Source organism: Cupriavidus sp. 01L45 (assembly GCF_056399885.1).
This window is the reverse complement of the sequence record NZ_JBFTSG010000044.1, coordinates 40,326-58,776: the sequence shown is the minus strand read 5'-3', so window position 1 is coordinate 58,776 and position 18,451 is coordinate 40,326. Positions and strand designations below refer to the sequence as shown.

Below are 18,451 nucleotides of genomic sequence, written 5' to 3'. Positions count from 1 at the left end.
GCGTGCTTCAGCGCAAGCCCAGGCCGCGCGCGATCATGCCGCGCAGCACTTCGCGCGTACCGCCGCGCAGCGAGAATGTCGGCGAGATCTGGCTGAGGTAAGCCACCGTGCGATAGAGCTCGGCATCCACTTCCTGCCCGGGGTCCGCGGCAATGGCGGCTTCCAGCAGCGCGGGGATGGCCTGCTCGAACTCCGTGCCGATGTCCTTCACCAGCGCCGCCTCGACAATCGGGCTTTCGCCGCGGACCAGCCTGGCGGTGACCGCCACCGACAGGCTGCGCAAGGTGGCCAGTTGCGTGGCGAAGCTGCCCAGCAAAACGGTATCGGCGTCACTGGCGCCGTGCCGGCGCAGGTGCCCGGCCCAGCAATCGATCAGCACGATGCTGGAGTAGATGCGCTCGGGGCCGCTGCGCTCGAAGGCCAGTTCCGCCGTGACCTGCTCCCAGCCGCCGCCCTCGTTGCCGATCAGCGTGCCGTCGGCCAGGAAGACGTCGTCGAAGGTCACCTCGGAGAAGTGCGCGTCGCCGGTCAGGTCGACGATGGGCCGCACGTTGACGCCGGGCAGCGACAGGTCGACGATGAATTGCGAGAGGCCCTTCTGGCGGTCTTCGGGCACACCGGACGAGCGCACCAGCGCGATCATGTAGTGGCAGTGATGCGCGTTGGTGGTCCAGATCTTGCGGCCGTTCAGGCGCCACCCGCCTTCGCAGCGCGTGACGCGCGTGCGCACGCTGGCCAGATCCGAACCGGCGTTCGGCTCGCTCATGCCGATGCAGAAGAACGCCGTGCCCGCGCAGATCCGGGACAGGTAGAAGTCCTTCTGCGCCTCGCTGCCGTATTTCAGGATCAGCGGACCGCTCTGCCGGTCGGCCACCCAGTGGGCCGCCACCGGCGCGCCCGCGGCCAGCAGTTCCTCCACCAGCACGAAGCGCCTGAACGCATCCATGCCCGCGCCGCCGTAGCTGGCGGGCAGGGTCAGCCCGACCCAGCCGCGCTGGGCGAGGCGCCGGCTGAAAGCTGCGTCGAAGCCCAGCCACGAGCGCGCGCGGATATCGGCGGTCGCGGGTGGCAGGCTTTCCTTGAGGAAATCCTTCACTTCCGCGCGAAAGGCCTCGGCCTCGGGAGGCAGGGCCGTAAGGTGGAAGGCATCAAGCAGGTTGCTCACTTCTTGCTCCAGGTTTCGGTGCGGGCGGATGGCACGGCGCTACAGCGCGGCCGGCCCGCCGCATCGTTATTCAGGTCTTGCGCGCCGGTACGGGCGCATTCCAGTAGCGCTCCCGCAGCGGCTGCTTGTAGAGCTTGCCGGTCGGCAGGCGCGGCATGGCGTCGATGAAATCGATCGAGCGCGGCACCATGTAGCGGGCCACCTTGGTGCGCAGGTAGGCCAGCAGTTCCTCGGCCAGCGCTTCCGACGGCACCACGCCGCTGGCCGGCTCGACCACGGCCTTGACCTCTTCGCCCATCTCGGCGTTCGGCACGCCGATCACCGCGGCGTCGCCCACGCTAGGGTGGACCACCAGCGCGTCCTCGATAGCCTGCGGATAGATATTGACGCCGCCCGAGATGATCATGAACGCCTTGCGGTCGGTCAGGTAGAGATAGCCGTCCGCATCCAGGCGGCCCACGTCGCCGACGGCGGTCCAGGTCGGATGCACCGGATGCTGCGCCGAGCGGGTCTTCTCGGGATCGTTGTGATAGTGGAACGGGAGCTGCTCGCGCTCGAAGTACACCATGCCGGTTTCCCCCACCGGCAGCTCATTGCCCTCGTCGTCGCAGATATGGAGGACGCCCAGCAAGGCGCTGCCGACCGAACCGGGGTGAGCCAGCCATTGCTGCGTATCGAGCGTGGTCACGCCATTGCCCTCGGTGGCCGCGTAGTACTCATGCAGGATCGGCCCCCACCAGTCGATCATCTGGTGCTTGACGTCCTGCGGGCACGGCGCCGCGGCATGGATGGCGACACGGTGGCTGGACAGGTCGAAGCCCTGGCGCTGCGCCGGTTCGAGCTTGAGCATGCGGATGAACATGGTCGGCACCCACTGGCTGTGGGTCACGCGGTAGCGCTCGATCATGCGCAGCGCTTCCACCGCGTCGAACTTCTCCATGAAGACGATGGTGCCGCCGCAGAACTGCGTTTCCAGCCCGTAGCCGAGCGGCGCGGTGTGATACAGCGGGGCCGGCGACAGGTAAATGGTCCGCGCGTCGAAGCCGTAGCGTTCGAACTGCGGCCGGCGCGCCGACCCGGAGCCTTCCGTGACCATGCCGTTGGGCTGGTTGCGGATGATGCCCTTGGGCCGCCCGGTGGTGCCCGAGCTGTAGATCATGGTGGCGCCCATCCATTCCTCGGCCAGGCGCTCGGCGGGACAGGCCTGCGTGGCTGCCTCGTAGCTGTCCCAGCCGGGGATCGTGCCATCCATCATCAGTTGCAGGCGGCAGGTGGGCATCTGGCCGGAGAGCTGCGCCGCCAGGTCGCGCATGGCGTACGACGTCACCACCACCTGGGCATTGCTGTCCTGGATGATGTAGGCCGCTTCCGCCGCCGTCAGGAAGCGGTTGACGGGGGTGATCATCAGCCCCGAGCGCAGCGCCGCCCAGCACAGCTCGAAGCAGCGCATATTGTTCTCGAGCACCATGGCGATGTGGTCGCCGCGCCGCAGCCCCAGCGCGTACAGGCACTGGGCGAAACGATTGGAGCGCGCGTCGAGTTCCCGATAGGTCAGGATCTCGCCGGTGGTGCCGTTGATTGCCGCGGGCTTTTCCGGCGTCAGTTCGGCGTGGTCGCCCAGGTATTTCGGGGTCTTGGTCATCGAGTCACTCCCGGGATCTCGCCGGAGGTGTCGGCGTTGGCCGCGGCCTGCCGTACCAGCCCGGGAATCCTCGCGCCCAGTTCTTCGGCCAGCCAGCGGCCTTCCTTTTCCATGCGCGGGCCGGCATGCCAGCCCTCGGCCACGGTGATGCGGCCGCCGCGCACGCCGAACACGCGCCCGGTGATATCGCTCGATTCGGTACTGCCCAGCCATGCCACCAGCGGCGCCACGTTGCCGGCGTCCAGCGGATCGAAGCCCGGCGCGGCGCCGGCGGTGAACTCGGCGCGCCTGGCCGCGAAGATGTCTTCCGTCAGGCGGCTCATCGCGGTCGGGTAGATCGCGTTGACCGTCACGCCATAGCGGTCCAGTTCGCGCGAGGCAATCACCGACATGGCGGCAATGCCCGCCTTGGCCGCGCCATAGTTGGCCTGGCCCGCGTTGCAGTACAGGCCCGACGACGAGCTGGTATTGATCAGGCGCGCCACGCGCTGGCGGCCCGCCTTGGACTCCTCGCGCCAGTAGGCGGCGGCATGGCGCGACGGCGCGAAGGTGCCGCGCATATGCACGCGGATCACCGAGTCCCAGTCTTCCTCGGTCATGTTGACGAGCGTGCGGTCGCGCAGGATGCCGGCGTTGTTGACCAGCACATCCAGCCCGCCGAACTCGCGGATGGCGGCGTCGATCATGTTCTTCGCGCCGGCCCAGTCGGCCACGTCGTCGAAGTTGGCCAGGGCCTCGCCGCCCATCGCGCGGATCTCCGCGATCACTTCCAGCGCGGGTCCGCTGGCCGCGCCCGAACCGTCGCCCTTCCCGCCCAGGTCGTTGACAACCACCTTGGCGCCCTGCCGCGCGAACTCCAGCGCGTACTCGCGCCCGAGGCCCCGGCCAGCGCCGGTGATAACGACTACGCGATCCTTGCAAAGCTGTTGCATGGCGAATCCTTGATTCCTAATTCTGTTGGCTGGTTGCGTTGCGGCGTTCAGCGCGCGCTGACGTCATAGGTCTTGACCAGTTGGCGGTAACGCACCGTTTCCGCTCCGATCATGGTGGCCATCTGCTTGCCGGACTGGCCGATCACGTCGGCATACGCGGTGCGTGCGGCAAAGTCCTTGAACTCCGGCTTGTCGATCACCTTGAGCAAAGCCATTTCGAGCTTGTGCGCAATGGGTTCCGGGGTTTTGCTGCTGACGCCAAAGCCGATCCACACGGAGAGCTCGTAGTTCGGCAGCCCGCTCTCGCGCACGGTCGGCACGGCCGGCAACTCCGGATGGCGGGCCTTGCCGGTCACCGCCAGCGGCCGCAGCTTGCCGGCGCGGATGAGCGGCAGCGCGCCGCCCACGTCCAGCAGCGCAACGTCCACCGAACCGCCCATCAGGTCCGACTGCACCTGCGACGCGCCCTTGTAGGGAATGTGGTTGAACTCAACGCCCGCCATCTGCTGCATCTGCAGCCCGCCCAGGCGGTAGTGGTAGCTGTAGTTCGCCATGCTGACCGACCGCGCCTTCTTGCGGGCCGCGCCCAGCACATCGTCGAAGGTCTTGAAGCTGGAACCGGCACCCGTCACCAGCACCGAGGTGCTGCGGATGGCGCTGGCCAGCGGCCGGATATCGCGCTGCGGATCGTACGGCAGGCTGTCATGCACCAGCGGGTTGATCACCATGGAACTCGGCGTGATCAGCAAGATGCTGTAGCCGTCGGCCGGCGCGTTGAGCATGCTTTGCACGGCGATCAGCGTATCGGCGCCGGGACGGTTCTCCACGATGCCGGGCTGGCCCAGCTCCTTGCCCACCTGGTCCGCCACGAAGCGGGTCACGGTGTCGGAGCCGCTGCCCTGCGTCAGCGGCACGATAAAGCGCAGCGGGCGCGACGGAAAGCTGTCGGCCGAAGCGGCTGGCGCCGCCAGCGCCGGCGCCAGCATGGAGATGGCGAGGCCGAAGCCAAGCAGGCGCAACGGTAGAGAGAACTTCATTTTGCTGTCTCCTGTCTGGGTGCGGCCGCCGGCTCGGGTCGGCAGGCGGCTCGCACCTTGTCCTTCATGTCGGGCAGGTGGTGCCCTATGTCAGTGCTTGCCGTACAGCGTCACCACGCAGGCGCCGCCCAGCCCCAGGTTGTGCTGCAGCGCCAGTTTCGCATCCTTCACCTGACGCTGTTCGGCGGTGCCGCGCAGCTGATGGGTCAGCTCGTAGCACTGCGCCAGCCCCGTGGCGCCCAGCGGGTGCCCCTTGGAGAGCAGGCCGCCCGACGGGTTGACCACAACCTGGCCGCCGTAGGTGTTATCGCCGTCCATCACGAACTTCTCGGCGCCGCCTTCGGGGCAGAAGCCCAGCGCTTCGTAGCAGATCACTTCGTTCTGCGCGAAGCAGTCGTGCAGTTCGCACACGTCGATGTCTTCCGGCCCGATGCCTGCCTTCTCATAGACCTTGTTGGCAGCCGCGCGCGTCATATGCGTGCCGACATAGTTCAGCATCGACGGCGGATCGAACGAGGCGGGCGGATCGGTGGTCAGCGACTGGGCCAGGATCTGCACATCGGTGCGCAGGCCGTGCTTTTTGGCGAAACGTTCCGACACCAGGATGGCGGCGGCGCCGCCGCAGGTCGGCGGGCAGGCCATCAGGCGGGTCAGTACGCCGGGGAACAGCACCGCGTCGTTCATCACGTCTTCGGTGGTCACCACCTTGCGGAACAGCGCCAGCGGGTTGTTGGCGGCGTGGCGGCTGGCCTTGGCGCGCACTGCGGCGAAGGTTTCCAGGCGGGCGCCATAGCGCTGCATGTACTCGCGCCCCGCGCCGCCGAAGGTGCGCACCGCCTGCGGCAGGTGCGCCATGTCGGCGGTCAGGCCGTGCATGATCGGCTGGAAGCGCGCGCGGGTGACCGGGCGGTCGTCCCAGTGGGACTTCAGCGCGCCGGCCTGCATCTGTTCGAAGCCGACCGCCAGCACGCAGTCGGCATCGCCCATCGCGATGGCCTGGCGTGCCAGGTACAGCGCGGTGGAGCCGGTCGAGCAGTTGTTGTTGACGTTGAYGATGGGGATGCCCGTCATGCCCACCTCGTACAGCGCGGTCTGGCCGCAGGTGGAGTCGCCGTAGACGTAGCCGGCGAAGGCCTGCTGCACGAGGTCGTAGCCGATACCGGCGTCGGCCAGGGCGCGGCGCACGGCTTCGGCGCCCATTTCGGTATAGCTCAGGCTCGCGCCGGGCTTGGCGAAGGGGATCATGCCCACGCCGCCAACTAGTACTTTTTCGCTCATGATGGTTTCCTGGTTCTCTGGATGACGGTAGGACTTAAAGCTTGCGGGCGATCAGGTCGCGCAGCACTTCGCTGGTGCCGCCGAAGATGCGGGTCACGCGCATGTCGACGAAGGCGCGCGCGATCGGGTACTCCAGCATGTAGCCGTAGCCGCCGTGCAGTTGCACCATCTCGTCGATGCACTTCCACATGGTCTCGGTGGCGAAAAGCTTGGCGATGGCCGCCTCCTGCAGCGTGAGCTTGCGCTCCATGTGCTGGGCGATGTAGTAGTCCACCATGGTGCGCACGGCCACGGCCTGGGCCTTGACGTCGGCGAGCTTGAACTTGGTGTTCTGGAAGTCCCACACGGTCTGGTTGAAGGCGCGGCGGTCCTTGACGTATTGCACGGTCAGTTCGAGCTGGCGCTCCAGTCTTGCCGCGCAGTACACGGCGATGATCAGGCGCTCCTGGGGCAGTTCTTCCATCAGGTGGATGAAGCCGCCGTTCTCATTGCCGATCAGGTTGCCGGCAGGCACGCGCACGTTGTCGAAGAACAGCTCGGCGGTATCGGCGGCGCGCTGGCCCACTTTCTCCAGCTTGCGGCCGCGGCGGAAGCCCTCGCGGTCCGCTTCCACCATGATCAGGCTCACGCCCTTGGCGCCGGCCTTGGGGTCGGTCTTGCAGACCACCACGACCATGTCGGCATTCAGGCCGTTGGAGATAAAGGTCTTGCTGCCGTTGATGACGAAGTCGTCGCCGTCGCGTACGGCGGTGGTGCGGATCGACTTCAGGTCGGAGCCGGTGCCGGGCTCGGTCATGGCAATCGCCAGGATCTTTTCGCCGCGGCAGATCGGCGGCAGCCATTCGCGCTTCTGCTCCTCGGTGCCCAGGCGCACGATGTACGGCGCGGTAATGTCCGAGTGCACCGAAAAGCTCGGGCCGGATATCCCGGAACGGTGGTACTCCTCGGCCAGCACCGCCGAGTGGCCGAAATCGCCGCCGCCGCCGCCGTATTCCTCGGGGACGGTCACGCACAGCAGGCCGTCGCGGCCGGCCTTGAGCCAGGTCTCGCGGTCGACCAGGCCGTCCTTGTCCCACTGTGCCTGGCGCGGCAGGCATTCGCGCTCGAAGAACCGGCGCGCGGTTTCCCGCAGCATTTCATGGTCGTCGCGATAGACGGTGCGCTTGATTTCCACCAGAAGCTCCTCATTGGTCGGTTGCGAGGCCAGCGTCTGTCGCGGTGAGTCCGGACCGGGGATCGCTGCCTTGATGGAAGTATTCTGGTTGCCGGGCGGGGAAAAGTACCTACCCCGGTGGAGTAGGGGTAGGGGTAGGGGTAGGGGTAGGTACGGGCGAAGGTGGCGAGGGTGGCCTGCGCGGCCGGTGCCCTAGCGGGTGGGGTGGGCGTGCTGCGGTTGCGCGGTCTTGTAGTCGCGCATGCGGGCAACCGCTTCGTCGCGGCCCGACACGTCGAGCTTGCCGTAGATGTTCTTCAGGTGCCACTTGACGGTGTCCAGCGAAACGCCGAGCACCCGTGCGATCTTCTTGTTGGGCAGCGCCTGCGCAAGCAGGCCTAGCACTTCGTTCTCGCGTTCGCTGAGCGTATCGGTCACCGGGTGAGCCGGAAGGGACACGGACGGCGCCGCCTCCTGCCCGGCCGGTGCCGTCGCCGCCATCAGCCGCTGCGCGTAGAAGCCAAGCACCGGGTCGAACCCCTGCTCCGCCGGCAAGCCTTCGAGCCTGTCACGCAAGCGCGGCGATACATCCAGCAGGCTGCGCATCAGCCCGAGCCGATGCCCCAGGCGCAGCGCTTCGACGAGGTGCCCGCGGGCGCCTTCGGGATTGCGGCGGCCTTGTTCGGCAAACGCCATCTGCAGCCGCAGGCTGGCCACCCGGCACCAGCGTCCGCCGGCTTCGGAGAGCGCGTTGAGCGGCGTGAGCCGCGCCATGGCGCCGTCGAAATCATTGCGGTGCAGGCACATGCCGATACGCGCCATCTGCGCGCAGACGCTGATCTCCCAGGCGGTGCTGCGGGCCGCGCCCGCATAGCGGGCAGCGAGCGCTTCCAGGCGCAACAGGCTGGCGTCCGCCTCGTCGATCTCCCCCTCTTCCAGCAACCAGCGCGAGCGCAGGCAAAGCGCGTTCGCCAGCAGGCGGTCGACACGATGGCGCGCCGCATAGTCTTCCAGACGCTCCAGGCTGGCCCGCGCCTCCAGCCGGCGCCCGCCCTGCCAGTGCGCGTTGGCCAGCACCATCAGGCCGCGCAGCACGGTATCCGGGATCGAGACGCGCTCCAGCACGTCGATCCGCTTTTCCAGCAACTCGCGCGCGGCATCGACATCGTTGAGTTCGTAGAGCGCCTCGCCAAGCAGCGCCGCGGCCATGCAGGCAATGCCGATGTAGGCCGGGCCCTGCTGCTCGGCCTGCGCCAGCACGTCGCAGAAGATGCGCTCGGCCAGCAGGAACTGTCCCTCGGCCGCATGGGTCATGCCGCCCATGCAGCGTCCCAGCAGGACGCCGCGCGGCGCGCCTCCATGCAACGCGCCCTCCTCCAGCACCTTGCGCGCCTGCTTGTACTCGCCGCGGTGGATAAACATCCACGACAGCACATTGCCGCGCCCCGCGTAGGTGAAATCGTCGGCGTCGGACGGCACGCGCTGCAGTTCCGGCAGCAAGGCCACCACCAAGTCGGTGTCGTCGCGCTGCAGCGCCAGCCCGCCGCGCAGCAGTGCCAGCGCATAGCGCTGCCTGGGGCCGAGCCGTTCGTGCTGCGACGCCATCTGCTCGATGCTCTGCGTCAGCGCATCGATCTCGCCGGCATACATCTGCAAGTGGGCCAGCACCAGATGCAGGTCGAAGCGCGCCGTGACCTGTTCCGGCGGCAGCTGCCGCACCAGCCCCGCGAGCTGGCTGAGTTCCCCGCGCGCCAGCAGGTCGTGCGCACAGGTTTCCACCAGGTCCGCCGCCGCGGCCGCGTCGCCCGCCCGGACCGCATGGCGCACCGCTTCGTCGATGTGCCCCCGCGCGCCGAACCAGTGCCAGGCCGCCGCGTGCAGCGCGTGCTGCTCCGCCGGCGGCAACTCCGCCAGCCGGGCCAGCAGGACTTCGCGCAGCAGCGGATGCAGGCGGTACCAGGTTTCACCGTCCTGGCCGCCACCGATCTGCGTGATGAAGAGGTCATCCGCGTCAAGCCGGGCCAGCCTGGCCGCGATCTCGCCGGCGGCATCCGGGCGCCCCAGCAGCGTGGCGCACAAGGACGCGCAAAAGCGGTTGCAGACGGCCATGCGCGTCAGCAGGTGCAGATCGCCGCCGGCCAGGCGCACCAGCACCTCGCGTTCGAAATAGCTGGCAAACGCCTGGGCGTCGCGCACCTGCACCCGCGCAAAGCCTGCCCCCTGCTTGCCTTTGACATCGATCGCGAACAGCTGGAGGCCCGCAGCCCAGCCATCGGTCAGCTCGTGCAGCACCTGCGCGTCGCGCCTGTCGATACTGCCAAGCTGTTCGCGCAGGAAACGCTCGGACTCCTCGGCCGTGAAACGCAGGTCGCGCAGGTCGAATTCGGTCGCCAGGCCCTGGTTGCGCAGGCGCGCCAGCGAGAGCGGCAACGCATTGCGCGAGGCCAGGGCCACGTGCAGGTGGGGCGGCGCGTAGTCGAGCAGCCAGCGCAGCGCCTGGAATATCCGTGGATCGTCCAGGAGGTGGACGTCGTCCAGCATCAGCACCAGTTCCCGCCGGCGGCTTGCGATGCCGCGCACCAGCGTGATCACCCAGTGCTCGGCCGCGGACTCGTCGCCGTCGCGCCCCATCAGGATTTCTGCTTCGCGCACCATCGCCGCGTCCACCGCGGCGAGGCTCGCCAGCAGTCCATGGAAGAAGCTGGTCAGGTCGTTGTCTTCGGGCGCCAGCGAGAGCCAGGCCACATCGAAGTCCAGCGTCAGCAGGGCCTGCCGCCAGGCGAGCAAGGTGCTGGTCTTGGCGCTGCCCGCCGGCCCCTGGATCACCACGCAGCGCTGGCGGCGCGCGTCCACCAGGCGCGCCATCAAGGCCTCGCGGGGCATCAGGTGGCGCGCCCCGCGCGGCGGAGTGAGTTTGGTGGGCGTGATTGGCTGGACCGGGCGCTCGGGTGAAGCGCGCGTTCCCGCCAGCTGCTCGCCGGAGTCGGACATGCTGGGAAGCCTTGTAAGCACTGCTTTCCGGGTGGGGGGGCAGCGCGCTATCGCGAAGGGATCTGGTGCCTGGATTATAGGGGCCGGATATGCCTCTCCGAGCGCCCGGCGTGGTCCCCTACCCGACGCGGGTAGGTCCGCGCATGGCCGCAATTTGTTCTACTTTGCCCCATGACGCCGGCGGCATTTGCCCGCTCCGGCCCCTTCCAAACCGGCCAGGACGCCGCGCCGCGCCCGGCCAGACCGTTCACAGGATCAGCAATGGGTGTACTAAGCGGCATTCGCGTAGTGGAGTTCGAGGCAATCGGGCCGGGCCCGTTCGGGGCCATGTTGCTGGCCGACATGGGCGCGGACGTGCTGCGCATCGACCGGCCGGTGGCGCCCACCGACCTGGGCCCCAAGTCCGCCACCGGCAAGCGGGTGGACGTCACGGGCCGGGGCCGGCGCTCGGTCACGCTCGATCTCAAGCAGCCCGAGGCCCGCAACGCCGCGCTGGAGCTGATCGAGCGCGCCGACGTGGTGATCGAGGGCTTCCGGCCCGGCACCATGGAGCGCCTTGGCCTGGGGCCGGACGTGGCGCTGGCCCGCAACCCGAAGCTGGTGTACGGGCGCATGACCGGCTGGGGCCAGACCGGGCCCATGGCCGAGCGCGCCGGCCACGACCTGAACTACATCGCCCTGTCGGGCGTGCTGTCCGGCATCGGCCGCGCGGGCGAAGCGCCGGTGCCGCCGCTGAACCTGGTGGGCGACTATGGCGGCGGCGGCATGCTGCTCGCCCTGGGCGTGGTTGCCGCCCTGCTCAATGTGCAGCGCGGTGGCAAGGGCCAGGTCGTGGACGCGGCCATGATCGAGGGCGCCGCGCAGCTTGGCGCCGTGGTCTGGGGTCTGCTGGCTTCGGGCAACTGGCGCGAGCAGCGCGCCAGCAACCTGCTGGACGGCGGCACCCCCTGGTACGACAGCTATCGCACCAGCGACGGCCACTACATGGCGGTGGGCGCGGTGGAATCGCGCTTCTATGCCGAACTGCTCGAAAAACTCGGCCTGGCCGGCAAAGACCTGCCCAGGCAGCATGACCGCAGCGGCTGGCCGGTGTTGCGCCAGCATTTCGAAGCGGTCTTCCTGACCCGCACGCGCGACGAGTGGTGCGCCATCTTCGAAGGCAGCGATGCCTGCGTGGCGCCGGTGCTGGGCTTCGCCGAAGCGCCCGATCATCCGCAGCACCGCGCCCGCGGCAGTTTTGTCGAAGTGGCCGGCGTGGTGCAGCCGGGGCCGGCGCCGCGCTTTCTCGGCACGCCGTCGGAAGTCACAGGGCCCGCGCCGGCACGCGGCGAACACGGCGCCGCGGCGCTGCGCGACTGGGGGTTCGACGCACAGTCGGTGGCGCGCCTGCGTGAACTGGGCCTTGGTTTCCTGCCCCACGCGTGATGACGGCCCCGCGACGCCGGGCCGCCCTGACCATAGAGTGAATTCCATGTCTCAATCGCAATCTTCCGTGGCGGCAATCCTGCCCCATCGGGATCCGCAAGACCGCGGCGTGCCGGCCGGCTTCGAGCCGCTTGCCGGCGCCAGGGGCTTCATGCGCCATTGTGCCGATTTCTACCTGCACGCGGAGCGGCCGGTGGTGGGCGTGCGCATCGCCGACGAACACCTGAACGCCATCGGCATCGTGCACGGGGGCTTCATGGCCATGCTGGCCGACAGTGCGTTCGGGATCGTCATGGTGCGCCGCTTCGGCACCCTGCAGCCCCGCACGCTGCATCTCAGCGTGGACTATCTTGGCCCGGCACATGCCGGCGACTGGGTGGAGGCGCATGTGGACATGCTCAAGCAAGGCCGGCGCGTCGCCAACGTGAACTGCCGGATCATGGTCGGGGACCGCACGGCGCTGCACGCCGCCGGCGTGTTCTACCTGGGCACCAGCGATGGCCGCCCGGACCAGACGGCAAGGGTTTCGCCACTGGGAGGGCACGCGCCATCCTGAGCGCCATCTCCCGCGCCCCTCCCTGCTGGCGGAGGCGCGCGCATCCTGATCAACGTATGCTGGCCTGAGTCGCCGGCGGTCACGCATGTCTGGCCGCCGGCCCGCAACGAAGCACAAACCGGGCGGCGGGACGGCCCTTTCCGTGTCTCCACCTTGACGGCGCTCGATGCCGGCAGGGTCTTGATCTCCGGCCTCGCGGCCGGAGTTCTTTTTTTCCGGGCCTCAAACACACTGCCTCCGGCCCCAGCCCGTCGCGTCGTGCGTGAGCGCTACCGAAACGCGCGGCGGCGCCCATCGGGTTCACCCGGATAGTGAAATCCCGCCCCGCCAATATGGCTGGTTACAGCCCTTCGCGCATCCCCTACCGTCGCACTTGAGCAGCCCTTCCGGCCAGCACGGCGTGACCACGCCGACCCCTGCCAGGCGGGCACCACTCCCAACTCACCGCGAGGTCATGCCAAATGCGTAAGAAGACTCTCTTTGCCGTTGCCGTTCTTGCCTGGAGCGCGCTTTGCGGCGCGCAAAGCTATCCCGCGCGCACCATCACGTTCGTCGTACCCGCACCGCCCGGCGGCGCAACGGACACCATCGCGCGCGCACTGGCCGACGATATGGGCAAGCGGCTGGACCAGACCATCATCGTCGACAACAAGCCTGGCGCCGCGGGCATGCTGGCCGTCCAGGCGGTGACGCGCGCCGCACCGGATGGCTACACGCTGCTGATCACGCATTCCGCGCCGATCATGAACACACCGTATCTCTACTCGCACGTCTCTTACGACGTGCGGCGCGACCTGGCCTTTGTCTCCGAGATCTGCATCGGCCAGGTCGTGTTCGCGGTCAATAGCAAGATCCCGGTCAAGAACATGCAGGAGTTTTTCGACTGGGCCGCGCAGAACAAGGGCAAGGTCAGCTATGGCTCCTATGGCACCGGCAGTTTCCCGCATCTGCTGGGCGCCTACCTCAACCAGTCCCGGGGGCTCGACATGGCCCATATCGCCTACAAGGGCGAAGCGCCGATGGCGCAGGACATGATCGGCGGCAACATCTCGTGGGCCATCGGCTCGGTCAGCACGCTGGGCCCGCATATCCAGAGCGGGCGCCTGCGCGCGCTGGCGATCGTGGGCAAGCAGCGCGTCAAGGCGTTGCCGAACGTGCCGACCCTCGCCGAGATCGGCCTGAAGGACCAGGAACTGAGCCCGCCCGGCTGGGTTGGCCTGATGGCGCGCTCAGGCACGCCCGCGCCGGTACTGGCCCGCCTGGAAACGGAGGCACGCGCTTCGGTCAACGCCGCGCCGATGAAAGAGCGGCTGCAGATGCTTGCGCTGGAGCCGGTCGGCAGTTCCTCGGCGGAATTCAAGCGCGACTTCGAGACGCTCGAGCCGGTGATGGCGCGACTGATCAAGTCGACCGGGGCCAAGGCTGACTGACCGCCGACTGGCTGCCGGCTGGCCCGCGTTGCGAGGAATCATCTTCCGCATTCGTCAATAGGTACTGACCGCCTCGCCGATTTTCTGCGGGATTAAAACCACCATCGCAGCGATTCACTCCCTTTTGGGTGGGTCGGAAAAAAGGAGCGCCACGCTCTAATGCCATCACGGGATCCGACGAGGAGGCTGGTTCCCGGTGACTCTGAAAACAAGCACAAGGAGAAGACATAGCATGAAAAGAACATTGGTCGCGCTGGCGGCGTTGTGCGCGGTGAGCGGCGCAGCGCAGGCACAATCGAGCGTTACCCTCTATGGCGTGATCGACGCTTCCGTGGAGTACGTCAATCGGGTGGCTGCATCGCCGGCAACACCGAACGTCGGCGGCTACCGTTTCGCGCAACCCAGCGTCGGCGGACTTTCCGCATCGCGCTGGGGCTTGCGCGGCGTGGAAGATCTCGGCGGCGGCAACCAGGCGCTGTTCGTGCTGGAGAGCGGCTTCCAGCCCGATACCGGCAACCTGCAGTCGGGCGTTCTGTTCGGGCGCCAGTCGTTCGTCGGGTTGCAGAACGGCGCTTACGGCAAGATCACGGTGGGCCGCCAGTACACCAGCTTCTTCGATGGCCTTGCCAACTTCTCGCCGCTGCGGTTTGCGGCCACCTATGAACCGGGCATCTGGTGGATGGGCCTGAACTACCGCGAAAGCAATATGGTCAAGTACACCGGCCAGTTCGGCGGGCTCCAGGCCGTGGCGCATTACTCCTTCGGCACCGGCGTCTCGGTACTGAACGCCAGCACGGCGCTGGCCAACGGCGGCGCCGGCGAGACGCCGGGACACTTCAGCGACAACACCGCCTTTGGCGCCTCGCTGCAGTACCTGAGCAATGGATTCGGGGCGTCGCTGGCCTATGACGAATGGAGACCGGCCGTGACCACCGGGCAGCCCGGCACGGTACGCAAGTTTGCCGGCGCCGCGAGCTACGCTACAGGCCCGCTCAAGGTCATGGGCGGCTATCGCTGGAACAAGGCTGACTTCAGCAACGGCAGCACGCTGCTGCGCGACGACTACTGGTGGGCTGGCGTCAACTACCAGGCCACGCCGGCCCTGGGCTTGTCGCTCGCCTACTACTACGCCGACGTGAAATCCGCGCGCGCGGCAGTCGGCGCGCCGCAGACCAACCCCGCCAACATGCAGCAGTACAGCTTTATCGCCGACTACAACTTCACCAAGCGCACGGACGTCTACCTGTCCGCCGGGTACGCGCGTAACGGCGGGTTGAGCTTCGATAGCGCGGCGACTGCCTTCGCGTTCAACTATCCGACGATGACGGGGCAGAAGAGCATGGTTGGCGTCACGGTCGGCGTGCGGCACATCTTTTAAGGTAAGCCTGGCACTGCGGAGCTGACGCGGCGTGAGAGCCCCGCGGTGGTGACCGGCACGGTTGCGCTGGGCACGCTCGCCGGCAAGGCCCCGGCGCCCGGCGACGCGGTCTTCATCTTCGCCCGTGCGGTACAGGGCCCGCGCATGCCGCTTGCCGTACTGAAGCGGCAGGTGCGCGACCTGCCAGTCACGTTCACGCTGGACGATACGCTGGCGCTTTCCCCGGCCAACCGCCTCTCTGGGCATGCCGAGGTCATGTTAGAGGCGCGCATCTCTCCCGGCGGAACCGCGATGCCGCACGCCGGCGACCTGTTTGGGCAAGTCGGTCCGGTTGCTTTGGGAAGCAGCGATGTGCGGATCGTGATCGATAGGACGGCCCCCTAGGTAGCTGGCTCAGCCTGGCTTGCCCGGCAAATTCGTGTCTCCCAGCAGCGCCGCCACGAAACTACTGCGGAAACTGCCCTTCGGATCGCAGGTTCGCCGGTAGGCGTCGAAGGCCTTGGTTCGAACACTGCGGCGCTTCGCGAGATCCTGCAGGAAAACCGGGTTGAATGGCGGCGAGAAGGTCCCGGCAGGTTGACCCGGGTCGTAGAAGCCGAACATCTTGCCGGTATGCGGCATTCCTCCCAGCGCAACCCAGGCTCGCTCGATGTCCGCGAAGAAATGGAGCAGACGGTCGGGGTACTCGGACCCTGCGACGGCCGGCACGTACCCGATAAGGTCCAGATTGACGAAGGTTGCATTGGGGGTGTCCGTGTATGTCCCGGCCAATGCGGTGTTGCCGCCGCGGACGAAGCGGAATTCCATCGGTGCAACCACCAGGAAATCGGTGGAACTCCTGATACGAGCCATCACCGCATCAAGGCCCTGCCAGGCCTTGCCTAGCCCCGCGTCGTCGAGCGCAGGAAGCTCGATGAAATAGGACATGAAGATCACGCGGGAGGCCTTCGTCAGCCATAAGTCAGAGTAGACAGCCGTGGCCTGATCGAAGAGCGTTTCGACAGTCAGGTATCCGGCATCAATGATCGCGCTCGCAGCGGTTGTGATTCCAGCATACTGCGCCGCGATGAGCGGAGGCTCGATGATGGGCTCCAGCGGTATCAGGTAGGGCGCGCCAAAGACATCCTCTCCCGCCAGGGTGCACGCATCCGGGACACTTGGCTTCAGGTTCGGAATCTTCGTCGACGGCGACGCGACCACGTCCCACCACAAGACGAGAAAGTTGCTGTTGTACGGGTTGAGGAAGGACTCAACGCGGTCATGGCCCGCGAGCAGCGTCTTGAACTGGGCGACGAACGCCGTCTCATCCATACACGTAATCCGGCTGTTCTTGCCTGGGCTCAAGGTCGTGGCCCACGGGCGTGGCAATACATCGACGGTGACGGAGGTGACGACCCCCAGCACACCGAGAGAGACGCGCGCGAACTGTAAGGGCGACCAGCCACCCTCCGCCGGAGTCTGTGTGTCGATGGTCTTCACCTGGCCATCCGGGCCCATAATGCTGAACGCCGAGGCCGTTTCCGCGAAGATCGGCGCGTTGATTGTCGCCCCATGCACATCGACCGCCGTCATCCCGCCAAGGCTGAAGAAGCCGCCCGCGGTAACGGTCTTGAGCATCATGTCGTTGGCGGTCAGGAACGCATCCAGTTCATCTTCGCGGACGCCGGTATTCACCGTGACCGTGCCTTCCGCTTGATGCAGCACGATCGACTGGTCGCCGCCGGGACCGAGGTCCTTATAGCAGGAAAGGTCGATGAGCCACTGGTCGGGAGCGGGGGCGAGGCGATTGTCCTCGGCGACCAGCGGCGGCTGCGCATGCCGCTGGCCGGAAACACGAACCGTCGCGCCAGCCTGCACTGCCTGGCGCACGATGCCCTGGAGTTCTGCGCGGCTCGTCGGAGAGAAGTAGTATTCGCCATCGATCGTCATCGTATGAACGATGTTCTGCGCCCAGTTCCTCCACGGCAGTGGCAGAACACGGAAGTCCAGTGTCGTCCCCGTGACCTCATACGCGGCCAGCCTGCCGTTACTCGCCGGCTGCACCAGGGGCGTCCCCCGGTTACTTGCTCCCAGAACCGCGGAAACGTAGGGCGCCACCCCAATCGCGTCTGCCGGGATCCCGATCGACGAAAGTGGAGGACTCACCTTGTACAGGCCGTTGTCGAAGTTGCCACTATTCCAGTCGGAGGTATGCCAACTCCCCTTCGAATCGAACCATTGAATCGAAAAGTTCATCTTGAAGATGCCATTGTTAAGGCAACCAATTTTATTGACTTGTCTCATGGTAATTCCCTCCGGCGATCCATCAGGCTGTTATATGAAAACTGGACGATCGGGCAAGKTGAGGCCCGGCGCCGGCCTCCCCCCGATGACGGATCGCAGGAACGCTGATGCCGGGCCTCACAGAGGAGAGTTTGCTGCCTACTCAATCAGATTGATTGCAAAGCCAATGTAAGTCGTCCCGACTGCATCATATGTTGCGATCTGATTGTTCGGCGCGAAACCAACAAACGGTGTTCCCTGACCGGAAGTCCCGGCCACCGCGTGCCCGTATGGCGTCACAGCCAGCGCATCGGCCGGGACACCGATTGTGTCGAGCGGGGGAGATGTCCTGGACTGCGCCACGGGATAATTTCCGCTGTTCCACTCGGTGGTATTCCACTTGCCGTCGCTACCAAGCCATTGGACGGAAAAATTGAACACGTACCCGCCTTTGTTGTTGACGGTGATCTTCTGGACCGGTCTCATGGTGTGTCTCCTGCTACGGAAAAAGTGTTAAGCGAAAAACGATCAGGATGCCGCTGCGTGGCGTCGATGTTCTTTACGTCTAACCTGACATAATTTTCTCCTTTTTCATTCAGGAACTATGAAATTGTTAAATCTCTCCAGATRGGGAGTCGAATTATTGTTGAATTGACAGGATAGGGTTCCGTGAATAATTGACATTAGTCTTCCCTATTCATGACGGCATATCTTGAACAGAGATACCGCCATGAACAGGGAATCAGACGTCGGGGTCCGGCATTGGGCGCATGTTGCCTCCCACAGAAACCTGGGCGAGATTGCGGAAATCTGCCTTCCGGCAAATGAGGTGACGACTATCGAGTGCGGCGAATCAGCGCGATCGTTGCGGCCGGTGGTTCGGCCCGCGCACCGTAGCCCTGCTGCTTAGCGCCGGAGGATGGGTGTGGATCGCACGCCAGACCGGGCCGTGGTGCGACCCTGGTGCGGTCCCTCATTGGGAAATCGGGTGATCCGCCTGATGAGTTCGTCCACTGCAGCAGTTCCAGTGATCAGGCATACGAAGTCGAGATGATGTTGCACGAGAGAGATTCCATGAAGTTTGATAGGTTCGAACCCGGTAAGCACCGCGCAAGCGCGCACGAAGCCCTTCAGGTGCGCCTCACTAGTGGTTTCTGTGGGCGCCGCCGCCGTGTCCCGGGCTAGCATCATGGTTCCCATCT

Annotated in this window: 14 protein-coding genes; 5 read left to right on the top strand and 9 right to left on the bottom strand. The window is 66.4% G+C overall.

Features of this window, described 5'->3' with window-relative positions:
• Window positions 1–7: 7 nt before the first annotated feature.
• The 7 genes from AC1DT6_RS27130 to AC1DT6_RS27100 all read right to left on the bottom strand — a co-directional run bounded on the left by AC1DT6_RS27130 (window position 8) and on the right by AC1DT6_RS27100 (window position 10,198).
• The gene (locus AC1DT6_RS27130; protein WP_441630431.1) at window positions 8–1,165 is read right to left on the bottom strand and encodes an acyl-CoA dehydrogenase family protein; all 1,158 of its coding nucleotides are present in this window, start codon (window positions 1,163–1,165) and stop codon (window positions 8–10) included.
• A 70-nt stretch (window positions 1,166–1,235) separates the two neighbouring features.
• Window positions 1,236–2,807, bottom strand: coding sequence for an acyl-CoA synthetase (locus AC1DT6_RS27125; protein WP_441630429.1), 1,572 nt, complete (start codon window positions 2,805–2,807; stop codon window positions 1,236–1,238).
• The gene (locus tag AC1DT6_RS27120; RefSeq protein WP_441630427.1) at window positions 2,804–3,739 is read right to left on the bottom strand and encodes an SDR family oxidoreductase; all 936 of its coding nucleotides are present in this window, start codon (window positions 3,737–3,739) and stop codon (window positions 2,804–2,806) included. Before AC1DT6_RS27120 ends, AC1DT6_RS27125 begins: the two co-directional genes overlap by 4 nt.
• Before the next feature lie 47 nt (window positions 3,740–3,786).
• The gene (locus AC1DT6_RS27115) at window positions 3,787–4,776 is read right to left on the bottom strand and encodes a Bug family tripartite tricarboxylate transporter substrate binding protein (protein WP_441630425.1); all 990 of its coding nucleotides are present in this window, start codon (window positions 4,774–4,776) and stop codon (window positions 3,787–3,789) included.
• 90 nt (window positions 4,777–4,866) lie between these two features.
• Window positions 4,867–6,054: a lipid-transfer protein gene (locus AC1DT6_RS27110; RefSeq protein WP_477115081.1), complete on the bottom strand. Its 1,188-nt coding sequence runs from the start codon at window positions 6,052–6,054 to the stop codon at window positions 4,867–4,869.
• 34 nt (window positions 6,055–6,088) lie between these two features.
• Window positions 6,089–7,228, bottom strand: coding sequence for an acyl-CoA dehydrogenase family protein (locus tag AC1DT6_RS27105; RefSeq protein ID WP_441630421.1), 1,140 nt, complete (start codon window positions 7,226–7,228; stop codon window positions 6,089–6,091).
• A 192-nt stretch (window positions 7,229–7,420) separates the two neighbouring features.
• Window positions 7,421–10,198, bottom strand: a complete 2,778-nt coding sequence (locus AC1DT6_RS27100) for a winged helix-turn-helix domain-containing protein (protein ID WP_441630419.1) — start codon at window positions 10,196–10,198, stop codon at window positions 7,421–7,423.
• A gap of 261 nt (window positions 10,199–10,459) precedes the next feature.
• Here AC1DT6_RS27100 and AC1DT6_RS27095 point away from each other — a divergent pair, with 261 nt between their 5' ends.
• The 5 genes from AC1DT6_RS27095 (at window position 10,460) to AC1DT6_RS27075 (ending at window position 15,371) form a co-directional block, all read left to right on the top strand.
• Window positions 10,460–11,623: a CaiB/BaiF CoA transferase family protein gene (locus AC1DT6_RS27095; protein ID WP_477103641.1), complete on the top strand. Its 1,164-nt coding sequence runs from the start codon at window positions 10,460–10,462 to the stop codon at window positions 11,621–11,623.
• Window positions 11,624–11,669: 46 nt separating this feature from the next.
• Complete coding sequence (locus tag AC1DT6_RS27090; protein ID WP_441630415.1) at window positions 11,670–12,179, top strand: PaaI family thioesterase; 510 nt, start codon at window positions 11,670–11,672, stop codon at window positions 12,177–12,179.
• Between the two features lie 461 nt (window positions 12,180–12,640).
• Complete coding sequence (locus AC1DT6_RS27085) at window positions 12,641–13,609, top strand: Bug family tripartite tricarboxylate transporter substrate binding protein (RefSeq protein ID WP_441630413.1); 969 nt, start codon at window positions 12,641–12,643, stop codon at window positions 13,607–13,609.
• 232 nt (window positions 13,610–13,841) lie between these two features.
• A complete protein-coding gene (locus AC1DT6_RS27080) occupies window positions 13,842–14,987 on the top strand; it encodes a porin (RefSeq protein WP_441630411.1) in 1,146 nt (381 codons plus the stop codon).
• 45 nt (window positions 14,988–15,032) lie between these two features.
• Complete coding sequence (locus AC1DT6_RS27075) at window positions 15,033–15,371, top strand: c-type cytochrome biogenesis protein CcmI/CycH (RefSeq protein ID WP_441630409.1); 339 nt, start codon at window positions 15,033–15,035, stop codon at window positions 15,369–15,371.
• 9 nt (window positions 15,372–15,380) lie between these two features.
• Here AC1DT6_RS27075 and AC1DT6_RS27070 read toward each other — a convergent pair whose 3' ends face one another.
• Both AC1DT6_RS27070 and AC1DT6_RS27065 read right to left on the bottom strand, forming a co-directional pair.
• Window positions 15,381–17,270, bottom strand: a complete 1,890-nt coding sequence (locus AC1DT6_RS27070) for an FAD-binding protein (protein ID WP_441630407.1) — start codon at window positions 17,268–17,270, stop codon at window positions 15,381–15,383.
• A 138-nt stretch (window positions 17,271–17,408) separates the two neighbouring features.
• The gene (locus tag AC1DT6_RS27065; protein WP_035874195.1) at window positions 17,409–17,735 is read right to left on the bottom strand and encodes a hypothetical protein; all 327 of its coding nucleotides are present in this window, start codon (window positions 17,733–17,735) and stop codon (window positions 17,409–17,411) included.
• Between the last annotated feature and the right edge of the window lie 716 nt (window positions 17,736–18,451).